This is a genomic window from Sphingomonas longa, from assembly GCF_016892685.1.
In the GTDB taxonomy this organism is placed as follows: Bacteria; Pseudomonadota; Alphaproteobacteria; order Sphingomonadales; family Sphingomonadaceae; genus Sphingomonas; species Sphingomonas longa.
Map to the genome: position 1 here is coordinate 129,417 of NZ_JAFEMC010000007.1, position 13,109 is coordinate 142,525.

The 13,109-nt window shown below is 66.1% G+C and carries 12 protein-coding genes and 1 tRNA gene; 6 read left to right on the forward strand and 7 right to left on the reverse strand.

The features are described 5' to 3' along the window. Nucleotides 1-33: 33 nt before the first annotated feature. Together ahpC and ahpF are read left to right on the forward strand one after the other, a co-directional pair. The gene (gene ahpC / locus ILT43_RS18575; protein WP_204200486.1) at nucleotides 34-597 is read left to right on the forward strand and encodes an alkyl hydroperoxide reductase subunit C; all 564 of its coding nucleotides are present in this window, start codon (nucleotides 34-36) and stop codon (nucleotides 595-597) included. Nucleotides 598-704: 107 nt separating this feature from the next. Beyond that, nucleotides 705-2,285, forward strand: coding sequence for an alkyl hydroperoxide reductase subunit F (ahpF, locus tag ILT43_RS18580; protein WP_204200487.1), 1,581 nt, complete (start codon nucleotides 705-707; stop codon nucleotides 2,283-2,285). Nucleotides 2,286-2,901: 616 nt separating this feature from the next. Here ahpF and ILT43_RS18585 read toward each other — a convergent pair. Then, nucleotides 2,902-3,120, reverse strand: coding sequence for a DUF3072 domain-containing protein (locus ILT43_RS18585; RefSeq protein WP_204200488.1), 219 nt, complete (start codon nucleotides 3,118-3,120; stop codon nucleotides 2,902-2,904). A 67-nt stretch (nucleotides 3,121-3,187) separates the two neighbouring features. After that, entirely contained in the window at nucleotides 3,188-4,288 is a 1,101-nt protein-coding gene (ald, locus tag ILT43_RS18590) for an alanine dehydrogenase (protein WP_204200489.1), read from the reverse strand. 234 nt (nucleotides 4,289-4,522) lie between these two features. Between ald and ILT43_RS18595 the strand changes: the two genes are divergently transcribed. From ILT43_RS18595 to ILT43_RS18605, 3 genes are all read left to right on the forward strand, one after another. Beyond that, complete coding sequence (locus ILT43_RS18595) at nucleotides 4,523-6,370, forward strand: potassium transporter Kup (protein ID WP_211534611.1); 1,848 nt, start codon at nucleotides 4,523-4,525, stop codon at nucleotides 6,368-6,370. Then, complete coding sequence (locus ILT43_RS18600) at nucleotides 6,367-6,909, forward strand: 2'-5' RNA ligase family protein (protein WP_204200491.1); 543 nt, start codon at nucleotides 6,367-6,369, stop codon at nucleotides 6,907-6,909. Before ILT43_RS18595 ends, ILT43_RS18600 begins: the two co-directional genes overlap by 4 nt. A gap of 70 nt (nucleotides 6,910-6,979) precedes the next feature. Next, nucleotides 6,980-7,056 (forward strand) — tRNA-Met (locus tag ILT43_RS18605). On the opposite strand, the gene fdhD is transcribed toward ILT43_RS18605, so the two are convergent. From fdhD to ILT43_RS18620, 3 genes are read right to left on the reverse strand one after another with little or no spacing between them, the layout of a single operon-like run. Then, nucleotides 7,035-7,859: a formate dehydrogenase accessory sulfurtransferase FdhD gene (gene fdhD, locus ILT43_RS18610; RefSeq protein ID WP_204200492.1), complete on the reverse strand. Its 825-nt coding sequence runs from the start codon at nucleotides 7,857-7,859 to the stop codon at nucleotides 7,035-7,037. The two genes, ILT43_RS18605 and fdhD, sit on opposite strands and share 22 nt — an antisense overlap. Next, on the reverse strand, nucleotides 7,856-8,362 hold the full coding sequence (locus ILT43_RS18615; protein ID WP_204200493.1) for an NTP transferase domain-containing protein: 507 nt from the start codon (nucleotides 8,360-8,362) through the stop codon (nucleotides 7,856-7,858). Before ILT43_RS18615 ends, fdhD begins: the two co-directional genes overlap by 4 nt. After that, nucleotides 8,359-10,632 carry an FdhF/YdeP family oxidoreductase gene (locus ILT43_RS18620; protein ID WP_204200494.1) on the reverse strand — a complete coding sequence of 758 codons (2,274 nt, stop codon included), beginning with the start codon at nucleotides 10,630-10,632 and terminating at the stop codon, nucleotides 8,359-8,361. Before ILT43_RS18620 ends, ILT43_RS18615 begins: the two co-directional genes overlap by 4 nt. A 112-nt stretch (nucleotides 10,633-10,744) precedes the next feature. Between ILT43_RS18620 and trxB the strand changes: the two genes are divergently transcribed. Then, nucleotides 10,745-11,713, forward strand: coding sequence for a thioredoxin-disulfide reductase (trxB, locus tag ILT43_RS18625; protein ID WP_204200495.1), 969 nt, complete (start codon nucleotides 10,745-10,747; stop codon nucleotides 11,711-11,713). On the opposite strand, the gene ILT43_RS18630 is transcribed toward trxB, so the two are convergent. After that, nucleotides 11,694-12,464, reverse strand: a complete 771-nt coding sequence (locus ILT43_RS18630) for a hydrolase 1, exosortase A system-associated (RefSeq protein ID WP_204200496.1) — start codon at nucleotides 12,462-12,464, stop codon at nucleotides 11,694-11,696. The two genes, trxB and ILT43_RS18630, sit on opposite strands and share 20 nt — an antisense overlap. Further along, complete coding sequence (locus ILT43_RS18635; RefSeq protein WP_204200497.1) at nucleotides 12,452-13,093, reverse strand: alpha/beta hydrolase family protein; 642 nt, start codon at nucleotides 13,091-13,093, stop codon at nucleotides 12,452-12,454. Before ILT43_RS18635 ends, ILT43_RS18630 begins: the two co-directional genes overlap by 13 nt. Between the last annotated feature and the right edge of the window lie 16 nt (nucleotides 13,094-13,109).

The following is a 13,109-nucleotide window of genomic DNA, read 5'->3' on the forward strand; positions in this document are numbered from 1 at the left end:
GGAGGCAATTCTAACCTGACAAAGGACATCGCAATGTCGCTCATCGGCACCAAGCTGAAGCCGTTCACTACCCAGGCCTACCGCCAGGGCAAGTTCGTCACCGTCAGCGACACCGACGTTACGGGCAAGTGGGCGGTCTTCTTCTTCTACCCCGCCGATTTTACGTTCGTCTGCCCGACGGAGCTGGAGGATCTGGCCGACGTGTACCCGACCCTGCAAAAGATGGGCGTCGAGGTGTACAGCGTGTCGACCGACACGCATTTCAGTCACAAGGCGTGGCACGACAGCTCGCCCGCGATCGGCAAGATCGATTATTACATGCTGGGCGATCAGAACCACAGCATCAGCACCAGCTTCCAGATCCTGCGCGAAGGTCAGGGCCTCGCCGATCGCGGCACGTTCGTGATCGATCCGGAGGGCGTGATCCAGCTGATCGAGGTCACCTCCGAGGGCGTCGGCCGCAATGCCGCCGAACTGCTGCGCAAGATCAAGGCTGCGCAGTACATCGCCGCACATCCGGGTGAGGTCTGCCCCGCCAAGTGGGAAGAGGGCGAAGAGACGCTCGCCCCATCGCTCGACCTCGTCGGCAAGATCTAAGCATATCGGTTTCCGGTCTCCATCTCTCCCCCGACGGGAGGCCGGATGACGGCCCGGGGCACCCCCTCCGCCCCGGGTCGTTTCAATTTACAGCGGAGTTTTTCGCCATGCTCGACGCCAATCTGACGCAGCAGTTGAAGGCCTATCTGGTCAACATCCGCGAGCCGATCGAACTGGTCGCCAGCACGGGTGACGACGCCAAGAGCCGCGACATGGCGGCCTTGCTCGACGAGATCGCGGTGCTGTCCGACGAGATCACCGTGGTGCGTGGCGACGACAAGCGCGTACCCAGCTTCCTGATCCGGCGGGCGTCGGACGCCGCCGTCGCCGTGCGGTTCGCCGGTCTGCCGATGGGGCATGAGTTCACGTCGCTGGTGCTGGCGCTGTTGCAGGTCGGCGGCCACCCTTCGCGCGCGGCGCAGGGGCTGCTCGATCAGGTGCGCGCGCTGGACGGCGATTACGCGTTCGAGACCTATTATTCGTTGACCTGCCAGAACTGCCCGGACGTGGTGCAGGCGCTGAATCTGATGGCGGTGCTGAACCCGCGCGTCACGCACACCGCGATCGACGGCGCGCTGTTCCAGAGCGAGGTCGCGGACCGCAAGGTGATGGCGGTGCCGACCGTGTTCCTGAACGGGGAGAGCTTCGGTCAGGGCCGGATGGAGTTGGAGCAGATCGTCGCCCGGCTCGACACGGGTGCGAGCGCGAAGGCGGCGGCGAAGCTGGCGGAGAAGGAGCCGTTCGACGTGCTGATCGTCGGTGGTGGTCCGGCCGGCGCTGCGGCGGCGATCTATGCGGCGCGCAAGGGCATCCGCACCGGCATCGCGGCGGAGCGGTTCGGCGGGCAGGTGCTCGACACGATGGCGATCGAGAACTTCGTGTCGGTGCAACATACCGAAGGGCCGAAGCTGGCCGCGCATCTGGAGAGCCATGTGAGGCAGTACGATGTCGACATCATGAACCTGCAACGCGCCACGGCGCTGGTGCCGGCGACCGAGGTCGGCGGGCTGCATCGGGTGACGCTGGAAAACGGCGCGACGCTGTCGGGCCGAACCGTGATCCTGTCGCCGGGTGCGCGCTGGCGGCAGATGGGCGTGCCGGGTGAGGACGCGTACAAGAACAAGGGTGTGGCCTACTGTCCGCATTGCGACGGGCCGCTGTTCAAGGGCAAGCGCGTGGCGGTGATCGGCGGCGGCAATTCCGGCGTCGAGGCGGCGATCGATCTGGCGGGCATTGTCGCGCACGTGACGTTGATCGAATATGACGCCGATCTGCGCGCCGACGCGGTGTTGCAGCGGAAGCTTGCCAGCTTGCCGAACGTCCGGATCGTCACGTCCGCACTGACGACCGAAGTCACCGGCGACGGCGAGCGGGTGACCGGCCTGACCTACCGCGATCGCAATCACGACACACTGCACGAGGTCGCGCTGGAGGGCGTGTTCGTACAGATCGGGCTGGTGCCGAACACCGAATGGCTGGGCGATGCGCTGGCGTTGTCGCCGCGCGGCGAGATCGAGATCGACCATCGCGGGCATACCTCGCGGCCGGGCATCTTCGCCGCCGGCGATGCGACGACGGAGCCGTTCAAGCAGATCGTCGTAGCAATGGGGGCAGGATCGACGGCGGCACTGGCGGCGTTCGACCACCTGATCCGGCTGGCACCCGAGGATGTTCTGGCGGCTGCGTGAGGGGTGACGTGGCGCGGCCGGGCTAACCCTCGTCATGTTGGGCGGTGGGCGGCTTTACGGAGTAGGTTTCGGTAAGCGTTCCCCGACATGCGCAAGCCGTGACACGACGATCCAGGGCCGATCGACATTCACGGTTTGTAGTGCATGTCGCACTCCACTCACCGTCACCCCAAATTTTCCCGTTGTCTGCCGGGCCAAGCTCTGAGGGTCGTTCACCTTACGTGCGAAAATCCCCCCGTCGGGCCCTGAACAGCTACGTTGCCGCGCTGCCTTACTGCATCGTTGAACGACGATATGTGGGATCAGCGTTGTCTAGCGGATGGCCTGGCGTCGTCGGCTTCTTCTGAAGGGTATGTCTGGAGCGATGAGCAGGCGAGGTTTTCGGCGACCAGCAGCCGCTCGTGAAGCCCCGTGAGGGGTGTAAAGCCTAGATCGTTGGCTCTAGCGAATGCTCTGAACGTCGGCAGTCTTTCTTCCTAGCCGGCCACTTCGCCTACGCGCCAGCGATGCGGCCGGTCGGACGTCCTCAGACCACCTCGACCGGCTCCGCAACGCTTCCCCGAATGGGAGGGAAGGCCCGGAACGAAACCTTCCGAACCTACGCCGGCAGACAGGATCAGTCGTTCTTGCCGCGCCCGGTCTTGCTCTGAAGCTCGTCAATGCGCTTCGACGCATCCGCTTTGCTCAGCGTGTCGTCGAATTCTTCATGCGCCTCTTCGGACAGCGTCTTGAGATAGCTGGCCTGCGCGCCGGTCATCGCCTCGTCGCCGGTCGTCCAGTCGTCGGGGTCCTTCTCTGCGTTGGAGAAGGGTTCGGATTTCGGGTTGTCGGTCATCGTGAATTCCTTTCGCGATCGACCAACAACCCTGTTCCGTGTTCGTTCCATCAAGCCGGTGCGAAACTCAGGCCGGTTCGAACGTCAGATCAAGCGCTTCGGCCACCGCCTGATGGCGAATCTTGCCCTGCGACACGTTCAGTCCAGCCGCCAGATGGGGGTCGGCGGCCATCGCCGCCTCGGCTCCCAGATTGGCCAGCTTCAGCGCGAACGGCAGCGTCGCGTTGTTGAGCGCGAACGCGGAGGTCCGCGCGACAGCACCCGGCATGTTGGCGACGCAGTAATGGATCACGCCGTCGACCTTGAACACCGGGTCCTCGTGCGTGGTGGCGTGCGAGGTTTCGAAACAGCCGCCCTGATCGATCGCGATATCGACCAGCACGCTGCCGCGCTTCATCGTCTTCAGCATCTCGCGCGTGACCAGCTTGGGGGCGGCGGCACCCGGCACCAGCACCGCCCCGATGACGAGGTGCGCGTTCTTCACCGCCGCCGCGATCGCCGCCTTGCTGGCATAGGCGGTCTTGATCTGGCTGGAAAAGAACATATCCAGCTCGGCCAATCTCGCCATGTTCAGGTCGTAGATCGTCACGTCGGCGCGCATGCCCACCGCCATCTGCGCCGCGTTGATACCCGATACGCCGCCGCCCAGGATCGCGACCTTCGCCGGCGCGACGCCGGGTACGCCGCCGAGCAGGATGCCGCGGCCGCCCTGTTCCTTTTCCAGATAATGTGCGCCGACCTGAACCGACATCCGGCCCGCGACTTCGCTCATCGGCTTCAAGAGCGGCAGACCGCCGCCCTGCGCCGTCACCGTCTCGTACGCGATGCAGGTCGCGCCGGACTTCATCAGCCCCTCCGCCTGCGGCTTGTCGGCTGCGAGGTGGAGGTAGGTGAACAGCAGGTGGCGTGGTTCCAGCATCGCGATCTCGACCGCCTGCGGCTCCTTCACCTTCACGATCATCTCGGCCGCGGCGAACACCGACTTCGCATCCGGCAGGATCGTCGCGCCGACCGCTTCGTAATCCGCATCCTCGAAGTCGATGCCGGCACCCGCCTGCGCCTCGACCACGACCTCGTGACCCGCCGACACCAGCTCTGCAACGGACGGGGGCGTCAGACCGACGCGATACTCGTGATTCTTGATTTCCTTGGGAACACCGATTTTCACAGAACCGCTCCTATTCGATTGTTGCGCCGGCTATAGCGGTCTGCCTGCGGCGTTGCACGCGTCGCAGCACAGGTGTAGGCGAAGCGGCATGACGAACAGGGGCGTTGACGGGCTGAATAGCCCCTATCGTACTGATAACGCACGACTTGGAGCGTCGCGGCCGTGACCGCGACGCAGGTGGCGACGGAGTCGGTTCCGTCGCCGGGCGACAGCAGCCATCACCACGGTGACGGCATGCTGAAGCTATCGCTGGGCGCGATCGGCATCGTCTTCGGCGATATCGGCACCAGCCCGCTCTACGCTTTCAGGGAGACGTTCGCGGGGCATCACCCGCTGACGCTCGATCCGGCGCACATCATGGGCGTGCTCAGCCTGATGTTCTGGTCGATGATGATCGTCGTGACCGTCAAATACGTCATCATCATCATGCGTGCCGACAACAAAGGAGAGGGGGGCAGTCTCGCGCTGCTCGCGCTGATCTCCGGCAAGACCAAGGTCAAACGCTGGAGCAACGGCATCGTCCTGCTCGGCGTCTTTGCGACAGCCCTGTTCTACGGCGACAGCATGATCACGCCGGCCGTGTCGGTGCTGTCCGCGGTCGAAGGGGTGGCCGTCGCGGCGCCGGCGTTTGCCGGCTTGGTGCTGCCGATCGCCGTCATAATCCTGATCTTCCTGTTCTCGATCCAGCGTGGCGGCACGTCGCGGGTCGGCCTGTATTTCGGGCCGATCATGCTCGTTTATTTCGGCACGATCTCGGTGCTGGGCACGCTCAGCGTCATCCAGAACCCGGGCGTGCTCTGGGCGTTTTCCCCACACTACGCCGTCGAGTTCTTCCTGATGGACCCGCTTCGCGCGTTTCTGGCGCTCGGCTCCGTCGTGCTTGCAGTGACCGGGGCAGAGGCGCTGTACGCCGATATGGGCCATTTCGGACGGCGACCGATCGGGCTGTCGTGGCTGTGGTTCGTGCTGCCGGCCCTGATGCTCAACTATATGGGGCAGGGCGCCTTGCTGTTCCGCGAGGGTGCGGCGGCGCTGGAGAGCCCGTTCTACATGCTCGCGCCGGAGGGGCTGCGCCTGCCGCTCGTCATCCTTGCGACGGCGGCGGCGATCATCGCCAGTCAGGCGGTCATTTCGGGCGCGTTCTCCGTGACGCAGCAGGCGATCCAGCTCGGCTTCATGCCCCGTCTTCGGATCGAGCATACCAGCGCCTCGACCGTAGGTCAGATCTATATCCCGCTCATCAACTGGCTGTTGATGGTAATGGTGATCCTGCTCGTCCTGAGCTTCCGGACCTCGTCCGCACTGACCTCGGCGTACGGGATCGCGGTGACGGGGGCGATGTTCATCGACACCTGCCTGCTCGCGGTGGTGCTGTTCCGCCTGTGGAAGTGGCCGCCCTATGCCGCGGTGCCGTTGCTGACCGTGTTCTTCATCGTCGACGGCGCATACCTCAGCGCAAACCTGACCAAGATCCCCGCCGGCGGCTGGTTCCCGCTGCTGGTCGGTTTCATCGTATTCACATTCCTCACGACGTGGTCGAAGGGGCGCAAGTTGATGATCGAGCGCCTGCGCGAGGCGGCGATGCCGATCAAGGTGTTCATCGCGTCGGCCGCCACCTCCGCCAGCCGGGTGCCCGGCACGGCGGTTTTCATGACGTCAACGGCTGACGGCGTTCCGCACGCGCTGCTCCACAACCTCAAGCACAACAAGGTCCTGCACGAGCGGATCATCCTGCTGACCGTGGCGATTGCGGGTCAGCCTTATTGGCCGGAGGCCGATCGGGTGCAGCATGACGATCTCGGTGACGGTTTCCACCGCATGGTCCTGAAGTTCGGCTTCATGGAGGAGGCGAACGTGCCTGCCGCGCTCAAGCACGCGCACAGCGTGGGGCCGGAGTTCCGGATGATGGAGACGAGCTTCTTCCTGTCGCGCCAGACGCTGATCGCGTCGGAACGGCCGGGCATGGCGCTGTGGCGCGAAAAGCTGTTCGCGTGGATGCTGCGTAATGCCGAAAGCGCGATGGAGTTCTTCCGCCTGCCCACGAACCGCGTCGTCGAACTCGGCAGCCAGGTCGAGATTTGACGCGGGTCGCGGTGTCGTCGGGCACGCTCGGGGAGGGGCCCGCCCCGATCATCGTCACGGCGCTGTTCGGCCGCAACGATCAGGGCTGGTTCGATGCGCAGCGGGCGGAGTTCTTCCCGCCCGAACGCAACGTGCTGGCCGCGCATTGCACGCTGTTTCACCACCTGCCGCCCTCCGCAGCGGACGAACTCAAGCATCGGCTGTCGCAGGCGACCCGCGGCGTCCGAGCCCCCGACGCGCGGGTCGGCGGCCTGATGTCGCTCGGCCGCGGCGTCGCCTATCGCATCGAATCGCCGGCGCTGGTTGCGATCCGGTCGGACCTCGTCGAGGCGTTCGCCGGCCTGCTGACGCCGCAGGATGCCGGTGGTTGGCGTCCGCACGTGACGATCCAGAACAAGGTCACGCCATCCGTGGCGAAACTGCTGCTCGACCGCCTCGGCCGCGACTTCAAGCCGCGCACTGTCGAGCTCGCGGGACTGGCGACGTGGTGGTATCGCGGCGGCCCTTGGGACCCGTTGTCGCGCCACATGTTCGCGTGACGCGGAATCCCGCCAAACCCGCTTGACCGATTCCCGAAGCCCTCCTATCAGCGCCGCTCCTTCGGGCTGTGGCGAAGTAGCTCAGCTGGTTAGAGCACGGGAATCATAATCCTGGGGTCGGGGGTTCAAGTCCCTCCTTCGCTACCATGCCCGAAGGTTTTCCAAGGATCGTTGGCCACCAGGATCGCGTCGCCGCGGGCGAGGGCGAGCAGCGTTAGATCATGCGCGGCGGCATGCTCGATCGCCAGCGTCGTCGGCGCCGAAACGCCCATCAAGAGCGGCGCACCGGCGACCAGCGCCTTGTCGACCATTTCGAAGCTGATCCGCGACGTGACCACGATGAATCCGTCGATCGCGCTGCCGGCCAGCGCCGTCGCCCCGATCAGCTTGTCGAGCGCGTTGTGCCGGCCGACGTCTTCATATGCCGCGACGATCCGCCCCTCTGCGTCGCACACGGCGGCGGCATGGACCGCACCCGTTGCCGCGTTCAGCGGCTGGTGCGCACGAAGCCCTGCCAGGGCCGCGAACAATGCCGCCGGCTGGACGGTGGGGCGGGGCGGACTGCCCGCGATCGGTCGCCGCAGTTGTTCCAGCCCGGAAATGCCGCACAGCCCACATCCCGTGTCGCTGGTCCGGTGGCGGACGCGGTCGTGGATGCGCCCGCGACACCGCTCTGACAGCGCGATGCGCAGGATCCAGCCGGTATCCGCCTTGAACGGCTCGATGGCGATCACATCGGCGGCGGTGTCGGCCAGCCGCTCGGTCAGCATGAAGCCGGTCGCGAACGCCTCCAGATCGGCCGGCGTCATCATCATCACGGCATAGCCGAAGCCGTCGACCTCGACCGCCACCGGCGCCTCCAGCGCTATGCGTCGCGTCGTATGCGAAACCCCATCGGGCCGGAGGACGACGATCGTTCGGTCGTCAGCCGTCCTAGCCCAATCGGTCACAGTGCCATCAGGTCGTCGCGCGTGTTGACGTTGGGGATCACCACATCGGATGCAATCGGGATCGCCCCCACCGCGCGCGCCCAGCCGCGCACGGAGCGATCGCCGCCGACCTCCAGATACGACAGCAGATGAGCGCCCAGCGCGGACGGCCACAACCCCAGCACCGGCGCGTCGCTGCAATAGGCGGGTGCCCGGTGGAGCAAAGTCTCGAACACCTCGTCGGGCACGCGCGGCATGTCGCACCCGATCGTCAGCACGCAACGGAAGCCCCGGCTGGCGCCCCAGTCGAGCGCCGCCGCAATCCCGCCGAGCGGCCCGAGGCCGGGTCCGGGGAGGTCGGGCACCGCCTCGCCGCCGATCATCACCACCTCCTGCACGAACGGCTTAAGGGCGGCGGCGGCGTGTTCCGCCAGCGATCGGTCGCCGAACATCGCCTGCGCCTTGTCGGAGCCGAACCGCGACGACCGCCCACCGATCAGGACCGCGCCCAGAATACCCGTCACCGCCTGATCCTGACCGGTACCGACTTCGCTGCCGGCACGTGGCTGTCGAGCGCGTGATGCTCGACCGGGATCAGATAGTTGAGTTCCGGATAATAGCCCGCGATGCAGCCCGCGGGGATGTCGTATTCCACCACCATCAGCCCCTCGACGACGCGATCGGTCTGATCCTCCGCGTCGCTTTCCAGCGCGATGAAGTCGCCGCCCTTCAAGCCCATGCGCGCCAGATCACCGCGGTTCATCATCGCCACCATGCGCGTGCCGCTGATGCCGCGGAAACGGTCGTCATAGCCATAGATCGTGGTGTTGAACTGATCGTTGGAGCGCAGCGTCACCAAGCGGAACCGCCCCTCCGCGTCGGCGAATCCAGCGGCGTTCAGGGCGCGCGGCACGTTGAACTCGGCCTTGCCGCTCTCCGTCTCCCACTGGCGGTGCGAGGCGGGGTTACCCTTCCAGAAGCCACCGGGCGTGAACAGGCGCTCGTTGAAGTTCAAGAACTTGTCCGGATAGGTGTTCTCGATCGCGCTGCGGACCAGACCGTAATCGTCGACCCACTCGTCCCACGGGACGTTGGAGTTGGGCTCCAGCACGGCCTTGGCGATCCCCGCGACGATCGCCGGTTCGGACAGCAACGTGTCCGCCGCCGGCGTCGCCTTGCCGACCGATCCGTAGATGTGGCTGAACGAATCCTCCATCGACACGGCCTGCCGGCCGCTGCCCTGCATGTCCTGCTCCATCCGGCCGAGGCACGGTAAAATCCAGCTTTCCTCACCGGGAATGAGATGGCTCTTGTTGAGCTTCGTCGCGATGTGGACGGCGATCGGCAGCTTCGCCCAGCCTTCCCGCATCGCCGCATGCTCGGGCGTCGCGCGCAGGAAGTTACCGCCGAGCTGGACGAAACCCTGACACTCGCCGGCGATGATCTTGCGACAGCAATCGACCGTGTCCCAACCCTTTTCGGTCGGCGGCTCGAACTCGAACAGCTCCTTCAGCCGCTCGACGGGGGCGAGCTCGGTCTTTTCGGTGATACCGACCGTGCGCTGACCCTGCACGTTGCTATGCCCACGCACCGGCCCCGGACCTGCACCCTCGCGGCCGATATTGCCCCGCAGCAACAGCAGGTTGACGATCATGTACAGGCTATCGATCCCGTAGCGGTGCTGGGTTATGCCCATCCCGTACACGGCGATCACCCGCTCCGCCTTCATGTAGACGCGCGCCGCCGCCTCGATCGCCTCGCGGCTCAGCCCGCTCTCGCGGACGATGTCCGACCAGTCGGCCTTGCGGCAGTAGGCGGCGAACTCCTCGAACCGCACCGTATGCTGTTCGACGAAATGGTGGTCGACCACACGCGGCGCACCACTGGCCAGCGCGGCATCGTCCGCCTCGATCACGATCTTGCAGATGCCGAGGATCGCGGCGATGTCGCCGCCCGCGCGAAGCTGGTGGTACTGCGACGCAATGCGCGTCGATCCGCCGGTGGTCATCTCCACCGGGTTCTGCGGGTCGGTGAACCGCTCCCAGCCGCGCTCGCGCAGCGGATTAAAGTTCACGATCTCGACCCCGCGCTTCACGCAGTCGCGTAGCGTGTGGAGCATGCGCGGGCTGTTCGTGCCGACATTCTGCCCGAACGCGAAGATCGCGTCGCACTTTTCGTAATCGTCCATCTGGATCGTCGCGACCGGCGATCCGATCGCGTTCTTTAACCCGACCGACGTCGTCTCGTGGCACATATTGGAGGAGTCGGGCAGGTTCTGGCTGCCCCACATTCGGGCGAACAGCGCATACATGTACGACGTTTCCAGCGAAGCGCGCCCCGACGCATACAGGACGACCTTCTTCGGGTCGCAGGTCTTCAGCTTCGCGCCGATCGCCGCGAACGCCTCGTCCCAGCTTGCCGCGACATAGCGGTCCGTAGCGCGGTCGTAGCGCATCGGATGCGTTAACCGCCCGGCCTGCTCCAGATCGTGGTCCGGCCACGATTCCAGTTCGGTGACGCTATGCTGCTGGAAGAACTCCGGCGTGACGCGTTCGCGGGTCAGCTCCCACGCCGTCGCCTTGGCGCCGTTCTCGCAGAATTCGGCGATGTGCGGCTTGGCGGGTTTTCCCCACGCGCAGCTGACGCACATCACGCCTTCGGGTTTGTTCTGGCGGCGCAGCGCATCGAGCAGATCGGGACTGATCCCCTCCCTCGGCAGCACCTTCGACATGCCCTTCATCGAGCCCCAGCCGCCGGCCGCCCCGGTATATTTCGTGATCTCGATGTCGCTCATGAATCCTCCGCAATTTCATAACGAAGCGGGTGCGGTTTCGGTGCCGTGACTGCCGGTTCAAATTCACGGTCGGAACGCCTAGATGAGGTTCGATTCGGACAGGACGCAATTGATGACGACGCACACCACTCGCATGCTCATTCTCGGCTCCGGCCCCGCGGGGTTGTCGGCCGCGATCTATGGCGCGCGAGCGGGGATGCAGCCGATCGTCGTGCAGGGCATCCAGCCCGGCGGTCAGCTGACCACGACCACCGATGTCGAGAATTATCCCGGCTTCGCGGACGTGATCCAGGGTCCTTGGCTGATGGAGCAGATGCAGAAGCAGGCGGAGCATGTCGGAACGCGCCTGATGTGGGACACGATCACCGAGGTCGACCTGACTCAGCGGCCGTTCCGACTGATCGGTGACGGCGGCGACGTGTACGAGGGCGAGGTGCTGGTGATTGCCACCGGCGCGCAGGCGAAATGGCTCGGCCTCGACAGCGAGGAAGCCATGAAGGGGAAGGGCGTCAGCGCCTGCGCGACCTGCGACGGTTTCTTCTATCGCGGCAAGAAGGTCGCGGTCATCGGCGGCGGCAACACCGCGGTCGAGGAGGCGCTGTACCTGACCAACCACAGCGACGACGTGACCCTGATCCATCGCCGCGACACGCTGCGCGCCGAGCGCATCCTGCAGGAGCGGCTGCACGCGCACCCGAACGTCAAGGTGCTCTGGAACAAGGAAGTCCGCGAGTTCGTCGACGGCGGCGGCAATGCCGGCCTCGTCGCGCTGGACCTGGAGGACACCGTCACAGGCGAACATTCGCGTTTGGATGTCGAGGGCGGCTTCGTCGCGATCGGCCATCATCCGGCGACCGAGCTGTTCCGCGGTCACCTGGATCTCGACAGCGACGGCTACATCACCGTGGAAGTCGGCTCGACCCGCACCAGCGTCCCCGGCGTATTCGCGTGCGGCGACGTGCAGGACAAGGTCTATCGTCAGGCGGTGACCGCGGCGGGCACCGGCTGCATGGCCGCGCTGGACGCCGAACGCTTCCTCGCGGCGGCGGAGTTCGAGGAGTTCAAGGAAGCCGCCGAATAGCCTTGATCAGCAGGCGGTGCAGCGTGTCGGCATGGCCGACGAAGCTGTGCGAGGCGGTGGCGACGCGTTCGATCGCATAATCGCGATCCCGCGCCGCCTCGGCGAAGGCGATCGCGGTGGCGTCGCCCTCCGCCAGCACGATCCTCGCGGCATCGCCCCACGCGTCGATCCCCGCCAGCACTCGGTCGGCGAGCGGATCGGGCGCGGTGCGGCGGCCGAGCTTCGCCAGACCGCCCGCCAGCTTGCCCAGATCGACACCGCCGGTCAGCAGCCGCCGCCATTCCGCCGGATCGCGGAGCCGCTGGGCATAGCGCGCGCGGATCGCGGCGTTGGGGGGCAGGGCGTCCGCCTCTTCCCGCAGCCACGGGTTGGCGAGCAGCACCGCATCGACGCCGCCAGCGCGCCCGCCGAGCGCCAGCGCGCTGGCCGCATCGCAATTGCCGAAGCCGACGACGTGTCGCAGACCCGGCGCTTCCCTGCGGAATGTTGCGCAAGCCGCGCCGATGTCGGGCAGGCTCCCCTCGAATCCTGCGTCCTCCCCAGCCGAATCACCGACGCCGCGCCGGTCGAAGCGGAATACCGGCACGCCATCCGCCGCTAGACGTGCCGCCAGCATCGCCATGCCGCGATGCGCCCCCATGCGCGGCTCGCTGCCACCCGATACGATCAGTACGCCCGTCCGACCGTCCGCCTCGTCGAGCGTCCCGACGAGGTCGCATCCCGTCGAGGCGAAGCGGATCACCCTTCGCATGAGCGCACCCACGCCGCGATATCGTCCGCCAAGTGCTTCGCCAGCGCCAGATCGTTGCCCGGCTCCGCCCGCCGCCAGAGCGGCGCACCCGCGAGTTTCAGGTCGGCCGTCCGCGGATCACTCTCCAGACGCACCACCCGTTGTGGCACATGCTCGCCGTCATAGACGCGCGCCCCGGCCAGATCGGCCAGCATCGCCGGCGACAGCAGATTGCCCGCCAGTTCCACCGCCTCGGTGGCCTGCATCAAGGTCGATACGTCTATTCCCGGCCGCGTTCGCGCCATTTCGCGCAGCACCGCTTCGCCCTCCACCGGCGACAGGTGCCAGCGTCCGTCCATCGGGGCCGATGCGTCAATCAACGCACCGCTCCGCACACCGACCGCATAGGCCGGTCGCGCGATCTGCTCGACCAAGGCCTCGCATGCCGCGCGCATTGCCAGCAATCGCGCATCGCGCGTTTCAATCAGGCTCTCGCCCGTGCCCGGCCAATCGGGCAGCACGCTGCCGATATTCTCGTCCGCCAGTGAGCGCAGGATCGACACCGTGAACGCCCGCGTCCGGTTCGCCTCTTCGAACAGCGGCAGCGATGCGATCACGACCGGGCCGTCGTCCGGCCCGAAGCGCAGCATCGCCTCGCGGCCGCCC